25 protein-coding genes and 1 tRNA gene are annotated in these 24,704 nt (G+C 74.1%); 10 read left to right on the top strand and 16 right to left on the bottom strand.

Annotated elements, in window-relative coordinates; translation table 11 throughout:
• Positions 1-77: 77 nt before the first annotated feature.
• Positions 78-1,619 carry a hypothetical protein gene (locus tag NFX44_RS20400; RefSeq protein ID WP_262285145.1) on the top strand — a complete coding sequence of 514 codons (1,542 nt, stop codon included), beginning with the start codon at positions 78-80 and terminating at the stop codon, positions 1,617-1,619.
• Here NFX44_RS20400 and NFX44_RS20395 read toward each other — a convergent pair.
• Complete coding sequence (locus NFX44_RS20395; protein WP_262285144.1) at positions 1,580-2,353, bottom strand: CPBP family intramembrane glutamic endopeptidase; 774 nt, start codon at positions 2,351-2,353, stop codon at positions 1,580-1,582. The two genes, NFX44_RS20400 and NFX44_RS20395, sit on opposite strands and share 40 nt — an antisense overlap.
• Before the next feature lie 144 nt (positions 2,354-2,497).
• Here NFX44_RS20395 and NFX44_RS20390 point away from each other — a divergent pair, with 144 nt between their 5' ends.
• The gene (locus NFX44_RS20390) at positions 2,498-3,619 is read left to right on the top strand and encodes a globin domain-containing protein (protein WP_262285143.1); all 1,122 of its coding nucleotides are present in this window, start codon (positions 2,498-2,500) and stop codon (positions 3,617-3,619) included.
• A gap of 120 nt (positions 3,620-3,739) precedes the next feature.
• On the opposite strand, the gene NFX44_RS20385 is transcribed toward NFX44_RS20390, so the two are convergent.
• On the bottom strand, positions 3,740-5,269 hold the full coding sequence (locus NFX44_RS20385) for a peptide deformylase (protein ID WP_262285142.1): 1,530 nt from the start codon (positions 5,267-5,269) through the stop codon (positions 3,740-3,742).
• 320 nt (positions 5,270-5,589) lie between these two features.
• Between NFX44_RS20385 and NFX44_RS20380 the strand changes: the two genes are divergently transcribed.
• Complete coding sequence (locus tag NFX44_RS20380) at positions 5,590-6,372, top strand: hypothetical protein (RefSeq protein ID WP_262285179.1); 783 nt, start codon at positions 5,590-5,592, stop codon at positions 6,370-6,372.
• Positions 6,373-6,393: 21 nt separating this feature from the next.
• Here the strand turns inward: NFX44_RS20380 and NFX44_RS20375 are convergent, their stop codons facing one another.
• Positions 6,394-8,205 (bottom strand): hypothetical protein, encoded by a 1,812-nt coding sequence (locus NFX44_RS20375; protein WP_262285141.1) that lies wholly within the window; start codon positions 8,203-8,205, stop codon positions 6,394-6,396.
• A 210-nt stretch (positions 8,206-8,415) separates the two neighbouring features.
• On the opposite strand from NFX44_RS20375, the gene NFX44_RS20370 reads away from it, so the two are divergent.
• Positions 8,416-9,126, top strand: coding sequence for a bifunctional 2-polyprenyl-6-hydroxyphenol methylase/3-demethylubiquinol 3-O-methyltransferase UbiG (locus NFX44_RS20370; protein ID WP_262285140.1), 711 nt, complete (start codon positions 8,416-8,418; stop codon positions 9,124-9,126).
• 39 nt (positions 9,127-9,165) lie between these two features.
• Here NFX44_RS20370 and NFX44_RS20365 read toward each other — a convergent pair whose 3' ends face one another.
• Positions 9,166-9,699 (bottom strand): YbhB/YbcL family Raf kinase inhibitor-like protein, encoded by a 534-nt coding sequence (locus NFX44_RS20365; RefSeq protein ID WP_262285139.1) that lies wholly within the window; start codon positions 9,697-9,699, stop codon positions 9,166-9,168.
• A 184-nt stretch (positions 9,700-9,883) separates the two neighbouring features.
• On the opposite strand from NFX44_RS20365, the gene NFX44_RS20360 reads away from it, so the two are divergent.
• Positions 9,884-10,132 (top strand): hypothetical protein, encoded by a 249-nt coding sequence (locus NFX44_RS20360; RefSeq protein ID WP_262285138.1) that lies wholly within the window; start codon positions 9,884-9,886, stop codon positions 10,130-10,132.
• A gap of 54 nt (positions 10,133-10,186) precedes the next feature.
• On the opposite strand, the gene NFX44_RS20355 is transcribed toward NFX44_RS20360, so the two are convergent.
• Positions 10,187-10,273 (bottom strand) — tRNA-Ser (locus tag NFX44_RS20355).
• Between the two features lie 97 nt (positions 10,274-10,370).
• On the opposite strand from NFX44_RS20355, the gene NFX44_RS20350 reads away from it, so the two are divergent.
• Together NFX44_RS20350 and NFX44_RS20345 are read left to right on the top strand one after the other, a co-directional pair.
• The gene (locus tag NFX44_RS20350; RefSeq protein ID WP_262285137.1) at positions 10,371-10,910 is read left to right on the top strand and encodes an AAA family ATPase; all 540 of its coding nucleotides are present in this window, start codon (positions 10,371-10,373) and stop codon (positions 10,908-10,910) included.
• Positions 10,911-10,919: 9 nt separating this feature from the next.
• Entirely contained in the window at positions 10,920-11,894 is a 975-nt protein-coding gene (locus NFX44_RS20345; RefSeq protein ID WP_262285136.1) for an NAD(P)H-quinone oxidoreductase, read from the top strand.
• Between the two features lie 3 nt (positions 11,895-11,897).
• Here the strand turns inward: NFX44_RS20345 and soxR are convergent, their stop codons facing one another.
• Positions 11,898-12,356: a redox-sensitive transcriptional activator SoxR gene (soxR, locus tag NFX44_RS20340; RefSeq protein WP_262285135.1), complete on the bottom strand. Its 459-nt coding sequence runs from the start codon at positions 12,354-12,356 to the stop codon at positions 11,898-11,900.
• A gap of 46 nt (positions 12,357-12,402) precedes the next feature.
• Here soxR and NFX44_RS20335 point away from each other — a divergent pair, with 46 nt between their 5' ends.
• Positions 12,403-13,095: a transketolase gene (locus tag NFX44_RS20335; RefSeq protein WP_262285134.1), complete on the top strand. Its 693-nt coding sequence runs from the start codon at positions 12,403-12,405 to the stop codon at positions 13,093-13,095.
• Between the two features lie 8 nt (positions 13,096-13,103).
• Positions 13,104-13,997, top strand: a complete 894-nt coding sequence (locus tag NFX44_RS20330) for a transketolase family protein (RefSeq protein ID WP_262285178.1) — start codon at positions 13,104-13,106, stop codon at positions 13,995-13,997.
• A gap of 68 nt (positions 13,998-14,065) precedes the next feature.
• Here NFX44_RS20330 and NFX44_RS20325 read toward each other — a convergent pair whose 3' ends face one another.
• The 8 genes from NFX44_RS20325 to NFX44_RS20290 form a co-directional block, all read right to left on the bottom strand.
• Complete coding sequence (locus NFX44_RS20325; RefSeq protein WP_091316602.1) at positions 14,066-14,773, bottom strand: glycosyltransferase family 2 protein; 708 nt, start codon at positions 14,771-14,773, stop codon at positions 14,066-14,068.
• A gap of 181 nt (positions 14,774-14,954) precedes the next feature.
• Complete coding sequence (locus NFX44_RS20320) at positions 14,955-15,560, bottom strand: hypothetical protein (RefSeq protein WP_262285133.1); 606 nt, start codon at positions 15,558-15,560, stop codon at positions 14,955-14,957.
• A 56-nt stretch (positions 15,561-15,616) separates the two neighbouring features.
• Positions 15,617-17,062, bottom strand: coding sequence for a HAMP domain-containing sensor histidine kinase (locus NFX44_RS20315; RefSeq protein WP_262285132.1), 1,446 nt, complete (start codon positions 17,060-17,062; stop codon positions 15,617-15,619).
• A complete protein-coding gene (locus NFX44_RS20310; RefSeq protein WP_262285131.1) occupies positions 17,055-17,747 on the bottom strand; it encodes a response regulator transcription factor in 693 nt (230 codons plus the stop codon). Before NFX44_RS20310 ends, NFX44_RS20315 begins: the two co-directional genes overlap by 8 nt.
• Positions 17,748-17,816: 69 nt before the next feature.
• Positions 17,817-18,329, bottom strand: coding sequence for a hypothetical protein (locus NFX44_RS20305; RefSeq protein ID WP_262285130.1), 513 nt, complete (start codon positions 18,327-18,329; stop codon positions 17,817-17,819).
• A 140-nt stretch (positions 18,330-18,469) separates the two neighbouring features.
• Positions 18,470-20,203 carry a hypothetical protein gene (locus NFX44_RS20300; protein ID WP_262285129.1) on the bottom strand — a complete coding sequence of 578 codons (1,734 nt, stop codon included), beginning with the start codon at positions 20,201-20,203 and terminating at the stop codon, positions 18,470-18,472.
• A gap of 207 nt (positions 20,204-20,410) precedes the next feature.
• Positions 20,411-21,388 (bottom strand): phosphotransferase, encoded by a 978-nt coding sequence (locus tag NFX44_RS20295; protein WP_262285128.1) that lies wholly within the window; start codon positions 21,386-21,388, stop codon positions 20,411-20,413.
• A gap of 43 nt (positions 21,389-21,431) precedes the next feature.
• The gene (locus NFX44_RS20290; protein ID WP_262285127.1) at positions 21,432-22,604 is read right to left on the bottom strand and encodes an acetyl-CoA C-acyltransferase; all 1,173 of its coding nucleotides are present in this window, start codon (positions 22,602-22,604) and stop codon (positions 21,432-21,434) included.
• A gap of 99 nt (positions 22,605-22,703) precedes the next feature.
• Between NFX44_RS20290 and NFX44_RS20285 the strand changes: the two genes are divergently transcribed.
• Positions 22,704-23,138 (top strand): PH domain-containing protein, encoded by a 435-nt coding sequence (locus tag NFX44_RS20285; RefSeq protein WP_262285126.1) that lies wholly within the window; start codon positions 22,704-22,706, stop codon positions 23,136-23,138.
• Between the two features lie 6 nt (positions 23,139-23,144).
• Here NFX44_RS20285 and NFX44_RS20280 read toward each other — a convergent pair whose 3' ends face one another.
• Both NFX44_RS20280 and NFX44_RS20275 read right to left on the bottom strand, forming a co-directional pair.
• A complete protein-coding gene (locus tag NFX44_RS20280) occupies positions 23,145-24,086 on the bottom strand; it encodes a rhomboid family intramembrane serine protease (RefSeq protein ID WP_262285125.1) in 942 nt (313 codons plus the stop codon).
• 25 nt (positions 24,087-24,111) lie between these two features.
• Entirely contained in the window at positions 24,112-24,642 is a 531-nt protein-coding gene (locus tag NFX44_RS20275) for a peptidylprolyl isomerase (RefSeq protein ID WP_151465136.1), read from the bottom strand.
• Between the last annotated feature and the right edge of the window lie 62 nt (positions 24,643-24,704).

The raw sequence follows: 24,704 nt of genomic DNA, 5'->3' as shown, positions 1-24,704 counted from the left end.
AAGCGACTACCGGGAAGCGCCCGCCCCCTGCGTTTTCGTCGTGTGCCACGTCACGCTCGGGTCTACGCTCCATCGATATGCAGGAGCAGCCGCCGAGCGATCAGCCCCGTCGCGAGCCCGCCGCCAAGGGCCGGCGGAGCCGCTCCCCCCGCCCGACCTTCACCCCGCCGCCCACGCCCGAGCCCGTTCCGGCCGAGGTGGCGGACGACATACCGCTGCGGCCCCGGCGGGCCACGGCGGCACCGACCGTCCTGTTCCAGCCGCCGGACCCGACGCAGGCCGCCCCGGCCGCCGCCGAGGTGCCGGCGGCCCCACGCCCGCGCCCGTCCGCCGAGGTCGTCGCCACCACCGATGCGGGTACGCCGGCCGTCGCGCCGCCGCCACCCGCCGCTCCCGCCGATGAGCCCGTGAGCGAGGAGCCGCCCAAGCGGACCCGCCGTGCCCCGGCCGCGAAGAAGGCCACCCCGCCGAAGAAGGCCACCCCGGCCGGACGGAAGTCCGCGGCGGCGCCCACGGCTCCGGCGGCGCCCGGAACCACGGCACCCACGGGGACCGACGCCGCCGGAACGGCCGAGTCCGAGCCGGGGGCGGCCGAGCCGGCCGCGACGCCGGCGGGAACGGTGAGGCCGGCGCGCACCGGACGAGCAGGGAAGGGCACCAAGGCCCCGGCGAAGGAGACGGCGAAGCGTGCAACCGCTCGCCGGGGATCCACTGCCGGCGTGGAGCCCGTCGAGCCCGGCGGTTCCCAAGCCGCTACCGGAACTCCTGGTGGGCACGTTACGGCGGAAACCACCGCCCAGCTCTCGCCCGAGCAGGACGCCGCGCGGGTCCCGGCCGAACCGACCGCCCCACAGCGCGCCCAACCGGAACCGCCCGCCCAGGTCGAGCTGGCCGGGACCCGGTCCGCCGCCGGGGAGGCCCCGGCGACGGTTCAGGTGGAACGACGCGGTGACGCGCCGGGCTGGCGGGCGGTCGGCGTGCGCGTACTCGAGCATCCGGGCTTCGCGCCGGAGCTGCTGGCCCTCGCCGCGGTGGAGGCCCTCGGGCCGCGCGCCGCGGACTGGGTGGACCGGACCCGCGACGCCTACCCGGACGCGGACGCCGACGGGTTGGCCCGGCTGGTGACCCGGCGGTTCGTCCGGCTGGCCGGCACGGGTGGCGCGCTCGCGGCGGGCGCCGGGCTGTTCGCGCCGGTGGCGGAGCTCACGGCGGTGCTGTGGACGCAGGCCAACCTGGTGCTGCACCTGGCCGCCGTCTACGGCCGGGATCCGGCGCATCCCGACCGGGTGGTCGAGCTGCTGGTGCTGACCCAGGTGCATCCGGACGCCGGCACGGCCCGCGCCGCGCTGGACGGGGTGCGCTCGGCCGGTGCTCCGGCGGAGGGGTCGTGGTCCCGGGTGGCCGAGGCGGCGTGGCGGTTGGCCACCCCGCTGGCCGCGCAGGCCGCCGGCTGGCTGGGCCTGCGGCTGGCCGCGCGGCTGCTTCCCGGCGCGGCGGCGCTCGCCGCGGCGACGGGCGACGCGACCGCCGCCGAGCGCCTGGCCGCCCGCGCCACCAGCCTCTACCGCCCGACCCGCCGTCAGAGCCAGCCGAACCAGGACTTCGGCAGGAGGGCGTAGCCGACGAAGGCGACCACGTCGAGCAGGGTGTGCGCGACGATCAGCGGCCCCACCCGCCGGGTACGCAGGTAGAACAGGCCGAAGATCACGCCCATCACGGCGTTGCCGAGGAACGCGCCGAAGCCCTGGTAGAGGTGGTAGGAACCGCGCAGGAGGGCACTCGCCGCGAGCACGGCGGCGAGCCGCCACCGGAGCTGTCGCAGCCGGGTGACCAGGTAGCCGACCACGATCACCTCCTCCAGCACGGCGTTCTGCACGGCGGCCAGGATCAGCACCGGCACCGCCCACCAGAGGGGCGGCAGGGCGGCCGGGACGAGGGTGGCGTTGATGCCGAGCTGGGCGGCCGCCCAGAACAGGGCCAGCCCGGGGAGGCCGATCAGCGCGGCCAGGCCCGCGCCCCGGGCCAGGTCCGATCCGGGCCGGGTGAGGTCGGCGCCGAGCGTCCGCGCCGGGTCGCCGGGGTCGCGCGCCAGCAGGTGTACGGCGAGCAGCACCGGCAGCAGCGCGAAGAGGATCCCGAGGAGCTGGTACGTCAGGTCGAGGTAGGGCCGGGCTGACGCGGAGGTGTTCAGCGAGGCGGTCTGCTTCGACAGCCCGCCCGTGGCGGTCAGCTTGGCGACCAGCGAGACCAGGGCGTACACGGCCGACTGGCCGAGGGAGAGACCGAGCACGAGCAGCGTCTCGGTGCCCAGGGTCCGGCGGGAGACCGGCCGGGTGAGCTCGTCAACCGTCACCGGACCACTGTGCCGCACCCGGGGGGCGGTCGGCACGTCCCGGCCGCCAGGTGAGCCGATCGCACATTCTGTGCGACCGGACGGCACGCTCCGTGGAGATTCTGTGGGGGCCGATCCGCCCGCCAGGAGAAGGAGCGTGCCCCTGTGGAGAACTTCGCGCGGTTGCTGAAGGAGAGCTGGACCCTGGTCGAGGAGGACCGGGAGCGGCTCAGCGGTCACTTCTACGCCCGGCTGTTCCTCCTCGACCCGGCGCTGCGCATGCTCTTCCCGGTGCAGATGAACGGTCAGGGCGACCGGATCCTGGAGGCGATCGTCACCGCAACCCAGACGGTGGACGACCCGGAGAGCTTCGACGAGTACCTGCGCGCGCTGGGCCGGGACCACCGGAAGTTCCATGTCGAGGCGAGCCACTACGAGACCATGGGTGTCGCCCTGTTGGACGCGCTGCGCAGCACCGCCGGCGACGGCTGGAACCTGGAGTACGACCAGGCGTGGCGGGAGGCGTACGCCAGCATCAGCGAGCGGATGCTGGCCGGCGCGGCGGCCGACGACAACCCGCCGTTCTGGCACGCCGAGGTGCTCACCCACCAGCGGCACGGCCCGGACACCGCGGTGCTGACCGTCCGCGCCCTCCAGCACCCGATGACCTGGCAGGCCGGCCAGTACGTGAGCGTCGAGACGCCCCGCTACCACCCGCGGGTGTGGCGGACGTACTCGGTGGCGAACGCCCCGAACGAGGACAACGTGCTGGAGTTCCACGTGCGGACGCCGGCCGGGGCGGCGGGCTGGGTGTCCGGGGCGCTGGTCCGCCGGACCAAGCCGGGTGACCTGCTGCGGGTGGCCGCGCCGATGGGCTCGATGACCCTGGACCGGGCCTCGACCCGGGACATCCTCTGCGTGGCGGGCGGGGTCGGGCTGGCCCCGATCAAGGCGCTGGTGGAGGAGCTGACCCGCGTCAACCGGACCCGCTGGGTGCACGTCTTCTACGGCGCCCGCCGGCTCGCCGATCTGTACGGGCTGGCCGGCCTGGAGAAGCTGGTGGCGGCCCACCCGTGGCTGTCGGTGACCACGGCGTGCAGCGACGACCCGGACTTCGACGGCGAACTGGGGGACGTCTCGGAGGTGGTCACCCGGTTCGGCCCGTGGACCACGCACGACTGCTACGTCTCCGGCTCGGCCGCGATGGTCCGGGCGACCCTGCGCGCGCTGGCCGCGGACGACGTGCCGCCGGACAACATCCGCTACGACACCTTCGGCAACCTGTAGACCTTGCTCCCCCCGAGCCGGGTCGCGTGCCCCTGCCCCCTGGGGCACGCGACCCGGCCCCCAGTTCACCGGTACGCGGGTCGGGCCGGCAACCGGCCCGCGTGCCGGAGCCCGTGCGGGTCAGTAGCGCCAGGGGTTGCCGCTCTCCCGGTATTCCTCGACGGGCACCAGCGGCACGCCGGGGGCCATCCGGTCGGCGTAGAGGCGGCCCTCCAGGTGGTCGATCTCGTGGGCGACCAGCCGCGCCATCGCGTACTCGAAGGACGTGATGACCCGGCTGCCGTCCCACTGGGCGTGCTCGACGTCGATCCGCAGCGGCCGGGGCACCAGGCCCCGGTGGTCGAAGAAGGAGAGGCACCCCTCGTACTGCTCGTCGGTGTCGGCGGAGCTGTCCACCACCCGGGGGTTGAGCAGGACGACGGGTTCGGCCGCCCGGTCGGCGGGGCGGACCAGGGCGGCGGCCCAGCCGAGCCCGAGCTGCGGCGCGGCGATGCCCACGCCCTTGCTGAAGGGGTGCAGCTCGTCGAGGCGGGCCAGCAGGCCGGAGAGCCGGTCGACCACGTCCCGGGCGAGTTGTTCCTCGCGCGGCAGGTCGAACGGTCGGGCCTGCTGCCGGAGCAGGTCGTCGCCGCGCTGCACGATGCCGATGGCGCGCATCCGGTCGCTGGCCCGGATCCGGGTGTCGGGGGCCGGCCCCTCGGGCTCGACGTCCGGCGGCTGGCTGCGGAACCGCCACTGCATCCGGTAGCGGGCGTTCAGCGGCGGGTCGTCGGTCGCCCATTCGAAGATCGCGCGGCCGCCCTCGTCGGTGCGCTGGATCGGGGTACGCAGCGGCCCCTCCTCGGCGGACAGGGAGGTCTCCGCACCCCACACCTTGGGGTCGAGGTCGGCGGGGAGGTCGAGGCGGACGCCGAGGTGCCGGGTGGGCAGGCGTACGGCCCGCTGGAACCAGGGACCCCACTTGTCCCGCCCGACCCGGTACGCGTACTCGATGGTGACCCGGTCGCCGGGGTAGAGCGGGAAGCGCCCCTCGTCGTTCTCGAAGAGCAGCCAGATCTCTTTGAACGCGTCGCGGTCGTGCTTGGCCCGCCAGTGCATCGGCTCCCGCGCGCCCCCGTCGTCCCGGTAGGCGGCGAGTTGCAGCTCGGCGAAGGTCAGCGGGTGCTCGCGGTGGTGCCGGTTGGAGCGGCCGGGGTCGTTGGGGTAGCGGTCGACGGCGACCCGGACCAGGTAGCGGGTGACCGGCTCGGTGCCCGCGTTGTACAGCTCGCGCCGGATGGCGCAGTGGTAGCCGTCGTCGTCGTGAGTGAGGGTGGCGGTCTCGCGCTCGACGACCAGCCCGGTGCCGGGCGGTAGCCACTGGCCGGGCACGGGCGGGTCCCGGTGTGGACCGCCGGAGCGGCTGTGCCGCAGCTCGTCGTACTCCCGGAAGCGCTGCCAGATCGCGCCGCTGGCCTCCAGCACGGCCTCGGCGCGGCGGGCGAAGTCCTCGGTGGGCCGGTGCCGGCGTCCCTCGACGTGGCTGACGTACGACGGGTCGAAGCCCATCAGCGTCGCCAACTGCTTCTTGGACAGCCCTCGGCCGGTGCGGTGCCGGGCGAGTTCGGCCGCGAACGAGTCGGCGGCACGCTCGATCGGTGAGGTCGTCATCAGCTTCCTCGTACGCGGGAGGACCATTTTCACGTTAAGTGGCCGAACGTGTACGGAAACTGCCTCGTATTCGACACTCGCCTTGACAATTCAGCGGCATCCGTCGATGCTTGCGCGGCCCGCCGCCCCGCTCGGCGGCGTTTTCCGCCCACGTCGCCGGGTAGTACGCGACGGGCGACGGAGTGACCGGGACCTCTCCCCGGAGCCCACCGGACCACTTCCCCTCCACCGGGAGCTGTGGTTAGGCTAGCCTTAGTCCGGGCCGGCGGGAGCCGGCGGCCGGTGGGCGACCAGACAGGGGACGACAGGTGACTGCGGTGATGCCGGGGCGCAACGCCGCCACCCCGTTCGCCCCGGTCACGGCGACCCTGCGGGCCATGTTCGGCACCGACGACCTGCCCGGTCTCGCGCCGGGCCTGCTGGTCACCGACGGCGCGCCCCGCTGGATCCCGGCCACCCGGCTGGTCGACGGCACCCTGCTCCCCGAGTTCCTCCGGGCGGCGGGTCGGCGCTGGGGCGGCACCCCGCACGCCTGCGCCGCGCTGGCCTGGAAGTCGTACAGCTACTGGACGACGCTGCCGGCCGTGCTCGGCTGGGCCTCGGCCCGCCGGGTCCCGCTGCTCGACCCGGCCGACGTGCTGGTCCACTTCGAGGACCACCACCAGCTGCTCACCCTCGGCCTGCGCAGCTCCACCACGGTCGCGGTGCTCCCTGGCGACCCGCTGGCGCTGGCCGGCGACCCGGGCGTCCGGGTGGTCGCCGACGAGGCCGCGCTTCTCGACGCGCTGCGCGCCACGCTGCTCGACGCCCACTTCGCCCCGCTGATCACGGCCATCCAGGGCGAGGTCCGGATCGGCACCCGCACCCTGCTCGGCTCAGTCGCCTCCGGCATCGCGCACGGCATCCTGCGGGCCTCGGACGCGCTGCCCGGCTCCTCCACCGCGACCATCGGCACGCTGCTCGACGCGCTCGACCTGAGCGACCTGGTCGAGCTGGTGCCCGGCCCGGCGGGCGAGCCCACCGTGCAGCGGCGCACCTGCTGCCTGGCCTTCACCCTGCCCCGGCCGAAGATCTGCCAGGGCTGCTGCGTCCGCCAGTCCTGAGCCGGCGGCCCTCCGGGCCGCTCAGTCGACCAGGGGACGCACGTCCCAGAGCCAGACCCCGCCGGTGAAGGTCGGCGTGATCCCGGTCAGCTCGGTCATCCCCCGGTACAGCGACCCGGCCTGCCGCAGCCGCGGGTCGAGCACCACCGCGCCCGCCCGCCAGTACCGCAGGTCGTCCACGGCGGCCACCCGGTCCTGTGGCGTGATCGGCGGCACCGCGTCGGTCTGCCGGATGGTGGTGAAGAACGTGCTGGTGGGGCGGGGCGGGGCGGTGAAGAGCGCGACCCGGCCGGCGCCGGGCCGGGTGTCCGGGTAGAGGAAGTAGCCGCGGGCCAACGGCATGTCCAGCCGGGTATCGGCGGACCAGCGCAGCGGGACGGCGTAGTTGGTGTCGGGCAGCGGGAGCGTGACGATGCTCCGCCCGCCGGCCACGTAGGGCCGCCAGGCGCCGGAGGTGACGAAGGTCGGGGTGGGATCGAGGCGTACCGACGGCAGCGGGGTCGGCAGGAGCGGCAGCAGCGCCATGGTGAGCACCGTGGCGGTGGCGAACCGGATCTGCCCCCGGGCGGCCGGGTGCCGCCGGGCCAGCCGCCGGATGTGCTCGGCGCCGAGCGCGAGCAGGATGCCGACGATCGGGGTGAGCGCCAGGGACCACCGGGTGGGCACCACCGAGTGCAGGATCGGCAGGTGCTCCAGCGCCGCCCAGGGGCCCGGGATCCCGGTGTCCCGCCCGTCGAAGCGGATCTCCCGGCCGAGCGAGAACAGCACGAAGACCGCGCCGACGGCGGCCAGGCCGAGCACCACGACGTTGCGGCGCAGCCACCAGACCAGCGCGACCGCCAGCACGGCGAGGGGCCAGCCGAAGAAGGCGTTCTCCTCGGTGGCGTTCTTGGCCAGCCAGACGGTGCCCCGCGCGTCGCCGGCCAGGGACTCCCGGGACCAGGCGACGTAGGAGGCCAGGTCGGTGCGGTAGCCGCGGATCAGCGTGGATAGCCCCTGGTAGGCGCCGGGCCCGAAGAACTGCACGGAGAGCGGGTACGCCAGCAGCACCCCGGAGAGCACGGCGGCCACCGCGAGCCCGGCCGCGAAGGGCCGGGCGGCCGCACGCAGTTCGGGCCGGCCGAGAGCGAGCGCCAGCACCACGACGCCCAGGCCGATCGCGGTCATCAGCAGGATCTCCAGGTTGAGGAAGGCCTGCCAGACGATCAGCAGACCGAGCAGCAGGCCGTTGCGCAGCCAGCGGCCCGGCTCGGTCAGCCGCAGTGTCCGCCAGATGATCAGCGGCACCACGAACTGGCTGACGATGTTCGGGTGGGCGTTGGCGTGGGACACCATGGCCGGCGCGAACGCGCAGAAGCCGGCGCCCAGCCAGGCCGGGCCGCGGGCGCCGATCAGCACCCGGGAGAGGACGAAATACCAGGCCGCGCCGGTGGCGGCCATTCCGAGAGTGAGAAAGAGCAGGAACGACCAGCGCGGCCCGAACAGGACGGTGATCGGCGTCATTGGCAGAGAAATGGATAATACGGACGTATTGGCCATCAAATTGACGCCGTCCGGCACATTCATCTGGTCCGAGGTGAACGGATAGGCGAAATCGGTCACGACCCGCGCACCGTGGGCCATCATCCACTCGAACTGCGCCTGATCGGTGCGGTTGTCCCGAACCCCGTTGGCCGGGTCCAGCCAGATGCGAGCGGTGATCCAGAAGGCGAGCAGCACGAAACTGAGCACGGCGACGACGTCGACCCACCTGCCCTGCCCCGGTCGTCCGCCCTCGTCGGGCCCGTCCTCGGCGGCGCCACCCGGGGCGGCGTCCGATTCAGGAGTAGTCATGACAATTCAGAGCGTAGTCAGGGTATGGCAGGGCCGTGACATGTTTCTGGGTACTGGCGTACTATGTGCCGGGTTCGCCGACCGCCGATCACGTGCCCACCCCCGACCGCAATTCGGCCACCCCCGGTGCCCCGATTCCCCCGCCGTCCATCCGGATGGTTGACTCTGTCGGTCCAGGCGCGGGTCAGTCATATCGTGAGGAATCGACGCATGGCAGATATCACTGGGGATCAGCGCGTCCAGTCGGAGGTGCTGGAGGGCCTCGCGACGGCGGTCAACCACCGTCGCTGGTTCGTCGAGCTCGCCGTGCCCTACCTCGGTGACAACCCCATCGAGATCGGCAGCGGGCTGGGCGACTACGCCCTCGAGTGGGCCGAGCACCTGCCCCGGATCACGGCGACCGAGGCGGACCCGGACCGCCTGGTGCGGCTCAAGGAACGGCTGGCCGAGCACCCGGCCATCGAGGTCCGGCAGATGCTGCTGCCGCACTCCGAGCGGGGCGACTACAGCGCGGCCGTCTCGTACAACGTGCTGGAGCACATCGACGACCATGTGGGCGCGCTGCGGAGCATGCGCGACCTGGTCCGCCCCGGCGGCGCAGTGATCATCATCGTGCCCGCGTTCCAGTTCGCGATGAGCCCGGCGGACGTCGCCACCGGCCACGTCCGGCGCTACACGAAGAAGAGCCTGGCCGCGGCGATGACCGAGGCGGGCCTCACCGTGGAGAAGATCCACTATGCGAACGCCCTCGGCCTGATCGGCTACTTCATGGCCACCAAGGTCTTCCGGCTGATGCCGAAGGAGGGGCCGATGGTGAAGGTCTACGACACCCTGGTCCTCCCGGCCACCAAGGCCGCCGAGCAGCGCGTCCGGCCGCCGTTCGGCCAGTCCGTCTTCGCGGTCGCCCGCGTCCCGAGCTGACCGGAGCGGGGCCTCCGCCGGCGCGGAGGCCCCGTCGCCTCACTCCTTGACCTGGTACGTCGGGCGGATCACCGCCCGGGCCAGGGTGTGGAAGGCCAGGTTGAAGCCCACGTATGCGGGGCTCGCGCCCTTGCCCACGTCGAGCCGCTCCACGTCGACGGCGTGCACCGCGAACACGTAGCGGTGCGGCCGGTCCCCGGCCGGCGGGGCGGCGCCGCCGTAGCCGGTGTCGCCGTAGTCGTTGCGGATGCTGAAGGCGCCCCCGAGGTCGCCCTCCTCCACCGCGGTCGGCAGCTCGGTCACCGAGGCGGGCACGTCCACCAGCACCCAGTGCCAGAAGCCGCTGCCGGTCGGCGCATCCGGGTCGAAACAGGTGACCACGAAGCTCTTGGTCTCGTCCGGGAAGCCCGACCAGGCCAGGTGCGGGGAGACGTTCTCGCCGCCGGCGCTGCCGTGCGCGTACCGGGCGTCCATCGGCTCGCCGTTGTGCACGTCGTCACTGGTGAGGTTGAACGACGGCACCGTCGGCAGCAGCTCGTACGGGTCCGGGGCGATCGGTCGTTCCAGGCTCATCGAAACGGTCCTTCCGGGTGCGCGAATGTCCTGCACCTTCATACCCCTTCCGCAGCCCGGATCGAACCGTAAGTGCCCGGTGTCCGGCTCAGCGCCCGCGCGCGCGGTCACGGCCACGCATTGACGGGGGCTGTTAGCGTCGGTGACCTGCCGCCGAGCCAGGCCCGACGCGCCGGAGAGTGCTGTGCCCCCAGAACCCGTCTACCAGCCGAAACACGGCTATGACGCCTACCCCCGGGAGCAGCGGGGGCGCCGGATCCGCTGGCGGAGCGTGACCCTTGGCCTGTTCGCGCTACTGGGGCTCGGGACGTGGTGGCTGGAGGCACGGACGGGCTGGGACAAAGAGGTCACCCTGGGCGCCGTGGCCATCCCGTACTGGGCGGCGGTCACGGTGATCTGGAAACGCCGCGGACCGGAGATGCCGGGTCTCTAGTTCCCCTCCGTCGACATTCGCGCCGGTCCCGAGGGCGTTCCTGCTGTTCAAGGGCGGAGGGTGTGGGATTCGAACCCACGAAGACATCGCTGCCTTACCGGTTTTCAAGACCAGCGCCATCGGCCACTAGGCGAACCCTCCCTGCCACGTCCCCGACGGGGTACGCGGCCGTGCCTAGTCTGCCACGGCCGGTTAAATGGGCGAGCCGCCGTCCCACCCCTGCGGTCAGGATGCTCCCGTGTGGGAGACCCCGGCGGTGGTGCTGATCAGCGGAATCATGGCGGCCGGCAAGTCCACTGTGGCCGAGCTGCTGGCCCGGCGGCTGCCCCGCGCGGTGCACCTGCGCGGGGACGTGTTCCGCCGCATGATCGTCAGCGGGCGGGCGGAGATGACGGCCGACCTCAGCGGCGAGGCGTGGCGGCAGCTCCGGCTCCGCTACGACCTCGCCGCGTCGGCCGCCGACCGCTACGCCGCGGCGGGCTTCACCGTGGTGCTCCAGGACGTGGTGCTCGGTGCGGAGCTGCCGGCGCTGGTCGAGCGGATCCGGCACCGGCCGCTGGCCGTGGTGGTGCTCGCGCCGCGCGCCGACGTGGTCGCCGCCCGGGAGCGGGACCGGCCCAAGCAGGGGTACGGCGGCTGGCCGGTGGCCGACCTGGACGCCGACTTCCGGTCCACCACGCCGCGGATCGGGCTCTGGCTGGATACCTCCGAGCAGACACCGGGGGAGACGGTGGACGAGATCCTGGCCCGGGCGTGGACGGCGGGCCGGATCGGGTAAGACTGGGGCATGCACGCGATCACGATCTCGAAACCCGGTGGCCCGGAGGCTCTCGTCTGGGCGGTGGTGCCCGACCCGGAGCCCGGCCCGGGTGAGGTGGTGGTCGAGGTGTGTTCCAGTGCGGTGAACCGGGCCGACCTGCTGCAACGGCAGGGGCACTACCCGCCGCCCCCGGGCGCGCCGGCGTACCCGGGTTTGGAATGCGCCGGGGTGGTGGCCGCGGTCGGGCCGGAGGTGACCGGCTGGTCGGTCGGCGACGAGGTCTGCGCGCTGCTGGCCGGCGGCGGGTACGCCGAGCGGGTCGCCGTGCCGGCCGGCCAGTTGCTGCCGGTGCCGGCGGGCGTCGACCTGGTCGACGCGGCGGCGCTGCCGGAGGTGGCCTGCACGGTCTGGTCGAACGTGGTGCAGCTGGCCCGGCTGGCCGAGGGCGAGACGCTGCTGGTGCACGGCGGCGGCAGCGGGATCGGCACGTTCGCCATCCAGCTCGGGGTGGCGCTCGGCGCGACCGTGGTGGTGACCGCGCGGGCGGCGAAGCACGAGCGGCTGCGCGAGCTGGGTGCCGCGCACACGATCGACTACGCGGAGCAGGACTTCGTCGAGGAAATGCGCCGGTTCACCGACGGCCGGGGCGCGGACGTGATCCTGGACATCATGGGCGGGGCCTACCTGCCGCGGAACGTGGCGACGCTGGCCACCGGCGGCCGGCTCGTGGTGATCGGCATGCAGGGTGGCCGCAAGGGCGAGCTGGACCTGGGGATGCTGCTGGCGAAGCGGGCCTCGGTGCACGCGACCGCGTTGCGCTCCCGCCCGCTCGCCGAGAAGGCGGAGATCGTCCGGGGCGTCCGCGAGCAGGTGTGGCCGCTTGTCGAGTCGGGGCAGGTCCGGCCGGTCGTCCACGCCCGGACGAAGATGGCCGAGGCCGCCGACGCGCACGGGCTGGTGGAGACCAGCGACCACGTGGGCAAGGTGCTGCTGGTCCGCTGACGGTCAGGCGGCGTCGGGTCCGGGGCGGGGGAGCATGAGCCGGGCGCCGGCGCCCTCGGCGGCGAGCGCGTCCCCCGGGTTGTAGAGGGTGCAGCGCTGCAACGACAGGCAGCCGCAGCCGATGCAGCCGTCGAGGTCGTCACGGAGCTTGCCGAGCAGCCGGATCTTCTCATCCAGCCGCTCGCGCCAGGAGCGGGACAGGGCGGCCCAGTCGTCGGGGGTGGGGGTCCGTCCCGACGGCAGCGAGTCCAGCGCCTCCCGGATCTCCTCCAGCGACACACCGACCTGCTGGGAGATCCGGACGAAGGCCACCCGGCGCAGCTCGGTGCGGGCGTAGCGGCGCTGGTTGCCGCCGGTCCGTTCGGCGCGGATCAGCCCGAGCCGCTCGTAGTAGCGCAGCGCGGAGGGAGCCACGCCGCTGCGGTCGGCGAGCTGGCCGATGGTCAGGGTTGCTTCGTGCATCACAGGGCCTTGAGTTGAAGTGCGCTTCAACTCCGAGGCTATCCGCATGACGACGACAACCGCCACCGACCCCGCGTTGCTGGGGGTGCTGCTCGACCGGGTACGCGCCGGCCGCGAGTTCGGCGCCAACGTGTACTCGACGCTGGACGTGCTCCAAGTGCTCTACGACCGGGTGCTCCGGATCACCCCGGCGACCGTGGACGACCCGGACCGCGACCGCTTCCTGCTCTCGAAGGGGCACGCGGTCGCCGGCTACTACGCGCTGCTCGCCGCCAAGGGCTTCGTCCCGGCGGACTGGCTGGACGACCAGGGCGGCCCGGAGAGCCGGCTCGGCGACCACCCGGACCGGCTGCTGGTGCCCGGGGTGGAGATCGGCTCCGGGTCACTGGGCCACGGCCTCGGCCTGGGCGTGGGCACCGCGCTGGGGCTGCGGGCTCAGGGCCGCGCCGACCCCCGGGTGTACGTGCTGCTCGGCGACGCCGAGCTGGACGAGGGCTCGAACCACGAGGCGATCGCGTACGCGGGCGCCATCGGGCTCGGCAACCTCACCGCGATCGTGGTGGACAACCGGTCGGCGAGTCACGGCTGGCCGGGCGGCGCGGCCAGCCGGTTCACCGTCAACGGGTGGACCGCCGCGACCGTCGACGGCCGGGACCACGCGGTCCTGCACACCGCCCTGACCGGGCACGACCACCACCGGCCGCACGTCGTCGTCGCGGTCGTCACCGACGGGGAGTGACCATGACCATGCGCGAGATCTTCGTGACCGCCGCCGAGGAGGTGCTGGCCGATCCCCGCACCACGATCGTGCTGGCCGACATCTCGGCCGCCGCGTTCGCCCCGGCCGCCGCGCGCTACCCGGACCGGGTGGTCAACGTGGGCATCCGGGAGCAGTTGATGATGGGCGTGGCCGGCGGGCTGGCGCTGACCGGGCAGCGGCCGATCGTGCACAGCTACGCGCCGTTCCTGGTCGAGCGGGCGTACGAGCAGATCAAGCTGGACCTCGACCACCAGGGGGTCGGTGCGGTGCTGGTCAGCGTCGGCGCGTCGTACGACCGGGCGGCGGCGGGGCGGACCCACCTCGCGCCCGCCGACGTGGCGCTGATCGACACGCTGAACGACTGGACCGTGCACGTGCCCGGCCACCCGGACGAGGTGCCGGGTCTGCTGCGCGACGCCGTGTGCGGGCGGGGCTCGGCATACCTGCGGCTGTCCACACAGACCAACGCGCGGGCGTACCCCGAGGCGGGCGACCTGCGGGTGATGCGGGACGCCGGGCCGGGCGCGCCGCTGCTGGTGGCCGTCGGGCCGCTGCTGGACGCGGCCCTCGCGGCGGTGGCCGACCGGCCGGTCACGGTGGCCTGGACCCACCGGCCGCGCCCGTTCGACACGGCCGGGCTGCGGGCGCTCGCCGGCACCGAGGTGATCCTGGTCGAGCCGTACCTGGCGGGCACCTCGGCCCGGGTGGTCGGCGCGGCGCTGGCCGACCGGCCGCACCGGCTGCTCACCCTCGGGGTGGGGCGGTCGGACCTGCGCCGCTACGGCACGCCCGAGGACCACGACCGCTGGCACGGCCTGGACGCGGCCGGCCTGCGCCGCTCGGTCGACGCGTTCCTCACCCCGGCCCGCGCGGCCGCCTGACCGCCGAGACGACGGGACCCGCGACACCGGCCTCGGCCGGGGTGCGGGGTCCGTGTCGTGCGGGGGCGTCAGCGGGCGGCGGGGCCGACCGGACGGCGGCGGGCGCGCTCGCGCGCCAGGATCCAGATCGCCTCGACGCCGTCCTTCCAGGTGATCTTCTTGCCCTCCTCGCGGCCCCGGGCGCGGTAGCTGATCGGGACCTCGTAGGGGCGGATGCGCTGGCGGAGCAGCTTGCCGGTGACCTCGGCCTCCATGCCGAAGCCGCGCGAGCGGACCTGGAGCGAGCGGTAGAGCTCCAGCGGCATCAGCTTGAAGCAGGTCTCCAGGTCGCCGATGTACGAGTTGTAGAGCACGTTGGCGGCGAGCGTCACGCCCTTGTTGCCCATCACGTACCAGAAGCTGTAGGAGCTGTGGCTGCCGAAGGTCCGGTTGCCGTAGACCACGGTGGCCCGGCCGTCGAGCACCGGCTCGAGGAGCCGCGGGATGTCCTGCGGGTCGTACTCGAGGTCGGCGTCGAGGATGACCATGTACTCACCCTCGGCGTTGTCGACGGCGGTCTTGATCGCCGCGCCCTTGCCGGCGTTGCGCTGGTGGGTGATCACCCGCAGCCGGGCGTCGTCCACCCGGCCGAGCACCTCGCCGGTGCCGTCGCGGCTGCCGTCGTCCACGACGACGAGTTCGATCTCGCACGGGTAGTCCACCGCCAGTGCCTGCTTGAGGGCATCCGCGATGCGTTCTTCCTCGTTGTAGACCGGCATGAGGATCGAGAGCTTCACGGGTTCTCCACGGTGGCGACGGCAAGTCGGGGCCTAGCGTAACCCGGCTGGTCGCCGAGGTCACCACAGCCTGCCCCCGGCCTGGGCGGACATCCCGGCGCCGCCCGTCCGATAGGCCGGAGAAGTGCCCATCCGCACCCGGCCGGGGCCGGCGCGGTCGCGCCGGCCCCATGTTCCGGCGTTACTTCTGCTTGACCGGGACCACGATCAGCCGGGCCACCCCGTTGTCGCCGTCCTTCGCGCCGGCCACGCCGACCGTCGAGCCGACCTTGATGTCGCTGGACTGCACGGTGGTCCGCCGCTCGACCACGCGGAGCTTCTCGTCGAAGGTCCAGGTCATCGAGAAGCCGTCGGTCGACTTCACGGTCATCGACTTCGCGTCGATCGCGGTCACCTGGCCGCGCTGCACGGCGACGGTCTTCGTACCGCCGTCCTTGGTCTGCACCACGACCTCGCCGTGCAGGGTGTTCTTCCGCAGCAGCACCCGGGCGCGGTGCCGCTTGCGCCACTCCTGCGCCCGCTCCCGCTTGTCCTGCGGACCGGCCTTCTCACCGGGCGTGCCGGAGGCCGAGGGCGCCGGGGCCGCGACCGGGTCGACGTCCAGCTCGGCGGCGTCGACGCCGAGCGCGGCCAGCGCCTGGCCGTCCGCGCCCAGGGCGGCGGCCACCTCGACGGCGGTCTCCCTGGCCGAGTCCTGCGCGACCTGCGCCGGGCCGCATCCGGCGAGCCCGAGCGCGGCCGCGGCGAGCAGCGCGGTGACGCCGGTGACGATTCCCTGACGTGCCATCAGTGTTCCTCTCGTCCGTGGTGCCGTCAGCCTGCCCCACGCGGGCGAGCGGATCGTCAGGCCGATGTTCGGGTCAGGTAAGGATCGCCGGGCAGCCGGACGGTGAAGGCCGCGCCGCCCTCCGGGGCGTGCCCGGCCGTGATGTCGCCGCCGAGCCGCCGGACCAGGCCGGCGGCGAGCGCCAGCCCCAGGCCGCTGCCCACCTTGCGCACCCCCCGGTACCGCTGGTGCAGTGCCCCGCGCTCGAACGCCACCGCGAGGTCGTCGTCGGTGAAGCCGGGTCCGCCGTCCCGGACCTCGACGAGGCCGCCCGCCGCCGGGTCCGCGCCGGCCGCCCGGACCGCGAGCACCACGGGCGCCCCCGGGGGTACGACCCGCAGCGCGTTCTCCAGCAGCCCGTCCACCACCTGCCGGATCCGCCCCGGATCGGTGTACGCGGGCACCGGCCCGTCCGGCGCCTCCACCTGGAACGGCACGCCGACCGCCGCGCACCGGTCGGACCAGGTGCGCGCCGCGTCGGCGGCGAGCCGGGTCAGGTCTACCGGCCCGGGTTCGAGCGGGAAGTCGGCGGCCTCCAGCCGGGCCAGCGCCAGCAGGTCACTGACCAGCCGGTCCAGGTGCTCGGCCTCGGCGAGCACGGTCCGGCCGGTGGCCGGCACCCCGTCGGCGTCGATCACCCCGTCGGCCAGCGCCTCGGCGTAGCCGCGGATGGCGGTGAGCGGGGTGCGCAGCTCGTGCGAGACCGAGAGCAGGAATTCGCGCTGCCGCCCTTCGCTGGTGGCCAGCGCGGCGGCCAGCCCGTTCAGCGCGTACGCCAGGTCGGCCACCTCGTCGGGCGGTTCGACCGGCACCCGGACCGCCCGGTCCCCGGCGCGCAGCCGCGCGGCGGCGGTGGCCGCGGTCCGGATCGGCCGGGCCAGCCGGCGGGCCAGCAGCAGGCCGGCGGCCACCCCGGCGCCGAGGCCGGCGAGCATCGGCAACCAGAGGCTGAGCAGCACCTGCCGCCACGGCCCGTTCCGGGTCGGCCGGGCCAGCACGACGCCGTCACCGCCGGGCAGCGCCCGCCCCTCGACCAGGGAGCGTTCGCCGGCGACGATCCGCCGGCCGGAGACGTCCCGGCCGGCTGCCAGCCGGTTCACCACCGGCGGGGGCAGGCCGGCGTGGTCGGCCTGGCCGGCCCGGATCAGGTAGACCTCGATCTGCTGCTGGCGGAGCTGGCGGATGAGCCGGTCCCCGGCGTTGTCCCGCTGGCGCGCCGCGCGGACCCGGAGCACCTCGGCGGCGAGCCGGGCCTGGGCGGCCAGCGCCTCCTGATCGCGCCGCTCCGCCCCGCGCACCGCCAGGGGCACTGCGACCAGCGCGGTGACCAGCACCGACACCAGCGCCACCGCGCAGGTGACCAGCACCGCGCGGGCGGTCAGGGTGTGCGCGAACCGCCGCCGGGGCGGGGCCGGCGGGCCGGACCCGATGACCGGCAGCGCGACGGTGGGCTGTTCAGGCATCGGCCGCGTACCCGACGCCGCGGTGGGTGCGGATCACGCTGGCCGGGCCGAGCTTGGCCCGCACCTGCGCCACGTGCACGTCGACGGTCCGGGTGCCGGCGTGTGCCGCGTACCCCCAGACGCCGGCGAGCAGTTCCTCCCGGGTGAAGACCCGTCCCGGCCGGGCCATCAGGTGCGCGAGGAGGTCGAACTCGGTGGAGGTGAGCTGCACCGGCGCGCCGGCGGCGGTGACCGTGCGGCGGGCCGGGTCGAGGGTGACCGCGCCGACCACCCGGGGCTGCTCGGCCGTGGCGGGCGCGCCGGCGGTGCGGCGCAGCACGGCCCGGACCCGGGCGACCAGCTCGCGCGGGCTGAACGGCTTGGTCACGTAGTCGTCGGCGCCCAGCTCCAGGCCGACGATCCGGTCCACCTCGTCGTCGCGGGCGGTGAGGAAGATGACAGGCGTCCAGTCGCCGGCCTCGCGCAGCCGCCGGCACACCTCGGTGCCGGCCAGGCCGGGCAGCGCGATGTCGAGCACGCAGGCCACCGGGCGCAGCCGCCGCGCGGCGGCGAGCCCGGCCGCACCGTCCCGTTCCAGGTGTACGCCGAACCCGTCCCGGCTCAGGTAGAGCCGGACCAGGTCGGCGATGGCCGGCTCGTCCTCCACCACGAGGACGAGCCCGCGCGGTGCGGCGTCGACGGTCACCGGCCCATGATTACCGACCGGGGGCCGCCCGGAAGGTCAGGGGAGTGTTCGGATTCGGTAAGGAGCCGGTCAGCGGACCGGCGCCGGGCGGAACACGGCCGGGCGGGTGGCGGCCGGCGGTTCGCCGATGGTGGCGACCAGCCGCTCCGCGGGCGTCCGGAGCCGGGTCCGGAAGGCGTGGTTGAGCAGGGCGTCGAGCTGCCATACCTGCTTCGGGTGGTGGGTCCGGATGAGGAACCGCTCCCGGACCCCGTCGATCGCGGTGGCCGCCAGCTCCACGCTGTGCGACCGGGGGTCGGGGCTCCAGGTGACGTTGCTCAGTTCGCGCAGCTCGGTGTTGAGGTGCAGGCGCAGCCGGTGCAGCACCCGGGTCTGCTGGGTGACCACCAGGCGGCGGTGGGTGAGCAGCATGAGGTAGTCGCCGCCGATCGGGTGGTCCGGGCGGCTGCATCGGGTGACCAGGATGGTGGCGTCACCGGAGCCGACGCACCGGCGGAAGACCGGCATGTGTCGGCTGACGGTCTGGGTCGCCAGGCCGGTCTCGGCGGCGGCCGGAAGGAACGTTCGCGAGAACACGTCCATGCAAGATGCAACGAGCATGTGAGCAGGGGTGATATGGGTCACTCCCGATTTCTGGAAGTTCCACCCGTGCAAATCGCACCCGATGTGCGACGGACGACGGGCCCCGGCCGCCGAGGTGGCGGTCGGGGCCCGTCCCGGGGTCAGGAGATGGCCCGGATCAGCCCGGCGTCCACCTGCCAGTCGCTGCCGTTCGGCACGTACGTGTCGACGCTGTGGCCGATCACCTCGTCGCCCTCCACGGCGTACCGGGAGACGTCGGAGTCCACGGCGTCGTCGGTCGCGTCCCGCCCGGTGAAGTCGTACGCCGCCGCGACCCGCACCTCGACGCGGTACTGGTTCGGCTTGACCTCCACCGTCCAGCTGCCGTCGGCCGCCACCGGCACGGCGATCGGGGTGCCGTTCGGCTGCCCGGCGAAGGTCGGCACCACCCAGACCGAGGCGTTCGCGGCGACCGGGTCGACCGCCACGTCCTCGGCGTCACGCCGGCCGTCGCCGTCCAGGTCCTGCCAGAGCTGACCGTGCACGGTGCTGGTGTCCGCGAACTCGACGCTCGTGCCGATCTCGTTGGCCCCGGAGGGAAGTTCCGGGGTCGAGGTGGTGAGCACGCCCTGGAACGGGATCAGGTCACCGGCGCCCCCGCCGACCACCGTGAACTCCAGCGGTAGCACCGCCTGCTCGCCGGTGACCATCGGCGTGTGCCGGCAGTCCCAGCCGTCGGTGAGCGTGCTGCACTGCCAGGGCGCGCTCACCCCGTCGGCCGGGACCGGGCGCAGCCGCGGGTCGAGGGTGATCCGCATGGTGACGTCCTCGGCGACCAGGTCGCCGACGTTCTCGAACTCCCAGACCGTGCGAACCGTGTCCCCTTCGACGACCCAGTACGGCCGCACGTCGAGGGTGGTGAAGCGGAGGTCGGCGCCGTGCGGGTCGGACGACCCGATGCTCGCGTCGTAGGTGAAGACCGCGTCGCCGATGTTGTCGCCGCTGTTCGTCTCCGCGCTGGTGGTGCTGACGTCCACCGGCACGGTGACGGTCGAACCGTCCGCGCCGGCCGGGAGCTGCACCCCCAGGGTCAGCGCGGCGGCGGCCTCCCCCGCGGCGAGCGCCGGGTGGGTGCAGGCGACCACCGGCGAGGAGACGTCACACTGCCACGGGCCGTCCGCGGGCACTCCGCCCCCGTCGCCGGCGACGGTCACGCCGTCGGGCAGCCGGACGTGGAGGCTGATTCCGTCGGCGACGGCGTTGCCCCGGTTGACCAGGGCCAGCCCGACGCCGGCCGCCTGGCCGTCGACCCGGACGCGCTCGGGGTCGGGGGTGACGGTGAGCCCGAGGTCCGCCACCTCCGGCTCCGGCACCACGATGCTCGCGTCGTAGGTGAAGACGGCCGTATCGGCGTTGTCGGCGGTGGCGCTCTCCCGGCTGGTCGTGGTCACGCCGACCGGCACGGTGACGCTGCCGCCGTCCCGGCCGGCGGGCAGCCGCACCTGGAGCTTCAGCGGGGCGGCGGCCGCTCCGGCGGCGAGCGCGGGGTGGGTGCAGGTCGTGACCGGGGTGGCGAGGACGCAGTGCCACGGGCTGTCGGACGGGATCCCGCCCTCACCGGCGGGCGCGACGCCCTGCGGGAGGCGGAAGGTGAGGGTGATCCCCTCGGCACCGGCGCGGCCGTGGTTGACCAGGTCGACCCCGATGCCGGCGACCTGACCGGCGACCAGGACGCGCGCGGGGTCGGGGGTCACCGTGAGGCCCAGGTCGGCCCGGGCCGGGGCGGCGGAGGCGGGGCCGGCACCGAGAGCGGTGACGGCGGCGGAGAGGGCGAGGGCGGCCGCTCCGGCGCGCAGTGCCGGGCCCCCGGGACGGATGAAACGGATGACGGGCATGCCTGCCTTTCGTCGATCGGACGGCGGCGCGACCGGCGCCACCGGGGTGCCCGAGACCACCACCGCACCCCGTCGGGGCCGGGTCGATCTCCGCCGGCATCCGTCGATTCAGGCGTCGCCGGGCGGGTCCGCGTTACGCACCGGTCCACCCACCGTCCACTGTTCACCGCCGCGCAACCAGGGCGATGCCCGGTGGTGAACGGCAGGTCAGGCCGGGGTCGGGGCGAAGAGTTCGCCGAGCCAGCCGGGCACGGCGGCGGCGTACTCGGCCCGGGCCGGATCGGGGGTGGCCAGGGCGCGCCGCCAGGACAGCGACCGGCTCACCGTGGCGACCGTCATGGCCAGGCCGGCGGCCTCCCGCAGGGCGGCCCGGTCGTACCGGTCGGTCCACGCCTCCAGGTAGGCGTCCCGCAGCCGGCCCAGCACCGGGTCGCCTGGCGCCAGCCCGGCGCCGTGCGCCACGGAGTTGAGCGTCACGAGCAGCGTGCCGAAGGGGTGGGCCACCGAGGCGTCCCCCCAGTCGAAGAAGCGGTAGCCGTCGTCGGCGACGAAGACGTTCCCGTCGTGCAGGTCGTCGTGCTGCACGCTGGCCGGGACGCCGAACTCCGCCAGGCGGCGGCAGGTCGCGGCGAACTCCGGCCGGTACGCGCGCAGCCGCGCGCGCAGCTCCGGGGTCAGCCCGTCCGGCTGGCCGACCAGCAGAGCCTCCTCGTCGTCGAGCAGCCCGTCGAGGAGTTCCGGCATCAGCTCCGGCCGGTGGTCGGGCACGCCCGCCGCGAGCAGCCGGTCGACCCGCGGCGCGACCGCGACCTGCAGCGCCGCGTACGCCGGCAGCACCCGCTCCCAGCGGCTCAGGTCCCCGGCGAGCACGTCGCGCAGGCTCGGGCCGCCGTCGGGCAGCAGCGACCAGCCGCGCGCGGCGTCCACGGCCAGCGGGTCGAGGACGGTGCCAGGGGCGAGCCGGGCCAGCTCGGCCAGGAGCGCCGCCTCGTAGCGGGTGCCCGGGTTGTTGGCCTTGAACCAGACCGGGCCGGTCCCGGTGGGCACCCGCCAGACCAGCGACCAGGGGCGGACCCGGGGCTCGACCGGGCCGGTCACCCGCCGGCCGTGCCGGCCCAGCGCGTCGCCGACCCAGGCCAGCGCGGCGTCCCGCCAGGACGGATCGGACCAGTCCGGTGTCGTCACGGTCGGCACGCTAGGCGCTGCCTCCGGCGGCGGCCAGCCGATTTCAGAGCAGCTCGACGATGGTGGCGTTGGCCATGCCGCCGCCCTCGCACATGGTCTGCAGGCCGTAGCGGATCCCGTTGTCCCGCATGTGCTGGAGCATGGTAGTCATGATCCGGGCGCCGGACCCGCCGAGCGGGTGGCCGAGCGCGATCGCGCCGCCGCGCGGGTTCAGCAGCTCCGGGTCCGCCTCGGTCTCCGCCAGCCAGGCCAGCGGCACCGGGGCGAACGCCTCGTTCACCTCGTACACCCCGATCTCTTCGATGCCCAGCCCCGCGCGGCGCAGCGCCTTGGCGGTGGCCGGGATGGGGGCGGTGAGCATGGCGACCGGGTCGTCGGCGGCGACCACGGCGGTGTGCACCCGGGCCAGCGGGCGCAGGCCGTGCCGGCTGGCCCACTCGCTCGTGGTGACCGCGAGCGCCGCCGCCCCGTCGGAGATCTGCGACGCGGACCCGGCGGTGACCACGCCGTCGGCCTTGAACGGGGTGGGCAGCTCGCCCAGCTTGGCGAGCGACGTGTCCCGCCGGATGCCCTCGTCGGCGGTGAACTTGCCGCCGTCGGCCAGCGCCACCGGGGCCAGCTCGGGGTCGAACGCCCCGGCGTCCTGCGCGGCGGCCGCCTTCTCGTGGCTGGCGAGGGCGAACTCGTCGAGCTGGGTGCGCGAGAAGCGCCACCGCTGGGCGATCAGCTCGGCCCCGACGCCCTGGTTGAACGGGAGCGGGCTGTCCTCGGCGACGCCCTCGACGCCGCGGTAGCGCTCCAGGATCGCGGCGCTGAACGGCATCCCGCCGGCCACGCTGGAGCCCATCGGCACCCGGGTCATCGACTCGACGCCCCCGGCGACCACCAGGTCGGCCTGGCCGGAGAGCACGGTGGCGGCGGCGAAGTGCAGCGCCTGCTGGCTCGACCCGCACTGCCGGTCGAGCGTGGTGCCGGGGACCGACTCGGGCCAGCCGGCGGCGAGGACGGCGTTGCGCGCGACGTTCCACGACTGCTCGCCGACCTGCGACACGCAGCCCCAGACGATGTCGTCGACCTGCTCGGGGTCGATGCCGGTCCGCTCGGCGAGGGCGCGCAGCACGTGCGCCGAGAGGTCGACCGGGTGGACGCCGGCAAGGCTGCCCTTGCGCCGCCCGACCGGGGTCCGGACCGCTCCGACGATGACCGCGTCACTCATGTCTACTCCCCGGTAACCTGGCTTGCCCCGATCCTACGTGCTGACCCGGGCGGTCGTCCTCCCCCGTTCCCGGGGCCACCCGGCTGGCATGCTGGGGCGGTGACTCCACAGTCCTCCCCGGCCCCGCAGTGGCGGGTGTCGCCGGTGGTGCCGGCGGTCAAGGCGCTCGGCGCGCTCGTCCTGGTCGCGCTGGGCCTGCTGTTCGCCGCCGAGGACCGGGTCCAGCTGGTGCTCGCCGGGCTGGCCGCCGCCGCGCTGCTCGGCTGGGCGCTGCGCGACCTGGTCGCGCCGGTCCGGCTGGCCGCCGACCCTGAGGGGATCACCGTGATCCACGGCTACGCCGGCCGCCGGCGGCTGCCCTGGGCGGCCGTGGAGGCGATCCGGGTGGAACGGCGTACCCGGCGCGGGCTCACCGCCGAGACGCTGGAGATCGACGCGGGCGAGTCGCTGCACCTGTTCGGCCGCTACGACCTGGACGCGCCGCCCGAGGAGGTCGCCGCCGCCCTGGAGGCCGCCCGCGCGGCCGGGCGCTGAGACCGGTCAGCCGGTCAGCGCGGCGGTGCGGACGAGGACCAGCCCGAGCAGCGCCACCAGCAGGATCGCCCCACCGGCCGTCTGGAAGGCGGTCCGCCGCATCCGCGGGGCGTACGCCAGGACGAGCGCCATCAGCGCGCCGACCACCAGCCCGCCGAGGTGCCCGGCCACCGAGATGCCCGGCACGGTGAACGTGAAGATCAGGTTGATCACCAGGATCGGCACGATGGCCGAGGTGTCCCGGCCCAGCCGGCGCATGATCACGAAGATCGCGGCGAACAAGCCGAAGATGGCCGTCGACGCCCCGACGGCGGGTTGGTTGGGGGCGCTGAACAGGTAGACCGCCACGTTGCCGCCGAGCCCGGCGATCAGGTAGAGCGCCAGGAAGCGCAGCGGGCCGAGCACCGCCTCCAGGGTCCGGCCGAGCACCCAGAGCGCCCACATGTTGAGCAGCAGGTGCACCACGCCGTAGTGCAGGAACATGGCGGTGACCAGCCGGTACCACTGGCCCTGGGCCACCCCGCCGATCGTGCCGTCGGAGAAGACGGCCTGGCCCAGCACCGCGCCCCAGTCGGTCAGCGGCGTCGAGTTGCCCATCAGGCCGCCGAGGCCACCGCCGGCCACCGCGCTCCCGCTGCGGGCCGAGACGATGGACAGCACCATGACCAGCACGTTCAGCGCGATCAGGGTCTTTGTGACATAGCCCTGGCGGCCGGCGGCACCGCCCCCGAAGGCGGTACGCGCCGGCCGCACGGTGCGGCGTCCCTCACTGACGCACTCCGGGCACTGGTGGCCGACGGAGGCGTCCCGCATGCACTCCGGGCAGATCGGCCGGTCACAGCGGGTGCACCGGACGTACGTCCCCCGATCCGGGTGCCGGTAGCAGACCGGAGTGGTCGGCGCCGGCCCGCCTGTGGCGTCACCTGCCTGCCCGGAGCGCTCAGTCATGCGAGCAAAGGTACCCGCGTCACGCTCACGCCGGCTTGCGCTCGATCTCGACGCGCTCGATGACCACGTCCTGGAGCGGCCGGTCGCTCGGGCCGGTCGGGGTGTTCGCGATCGAGTCGACGACCTTCGCCGACTGCTCGTCCGCGACCTGACCGAAGATGGTGTGCCGGTTGTTCAGGTGCGGCGTCGGGCCCACCGTGATGAAGAACTGCGAGCCGTTGGTGCCCGGCCCGGCGTTCGCCATCGCCAGCAGGTACGGCCGGTCGAAGCGCAGCTCCGGGTGGAACTCGTCGCCGAACTTGTAGCCCGGCCCACCGCGACCGGTGCCGGTCGGGTCACCCATCTGAACCATGAAGCCGCTGATCACGCGGTGCGAGATGGTGCCGTCGTAGTACGGCCCGCTGCCCGGCTGGCCGGTGCGCGGGTCGATGTACTCCCGGGTGCCCTCGGCCAGCTCGACGAAGTTGCGGACGGTCTTCGGCGCGTGGTTCGGGAAGAGCTCCAACCGGATCGGGCCAGCGTTGGTGTGCAAGGTGGCGTAGACAGCCTCGGCCACGGGTACTCCTCACTCGTTGGTCAGTTCCATGCGGATCCTCCCATGTGCCCGATCTGGCCATG

Origin of the sequence: Micromonospora sp. MA102, assembly GCF_025460765.1 — a bacterium.
In the GTDB taxonomy this organism is placed as follows: Bacteria; Actinomycetota; Actinomycetes; order Mycobacteriales; family Micromonosporaceae; genus Micromonospora; species Micromonospora halotolerans.
This window is presented reverse-complemented; position numbering and strand designations above follow the sequence as displayed.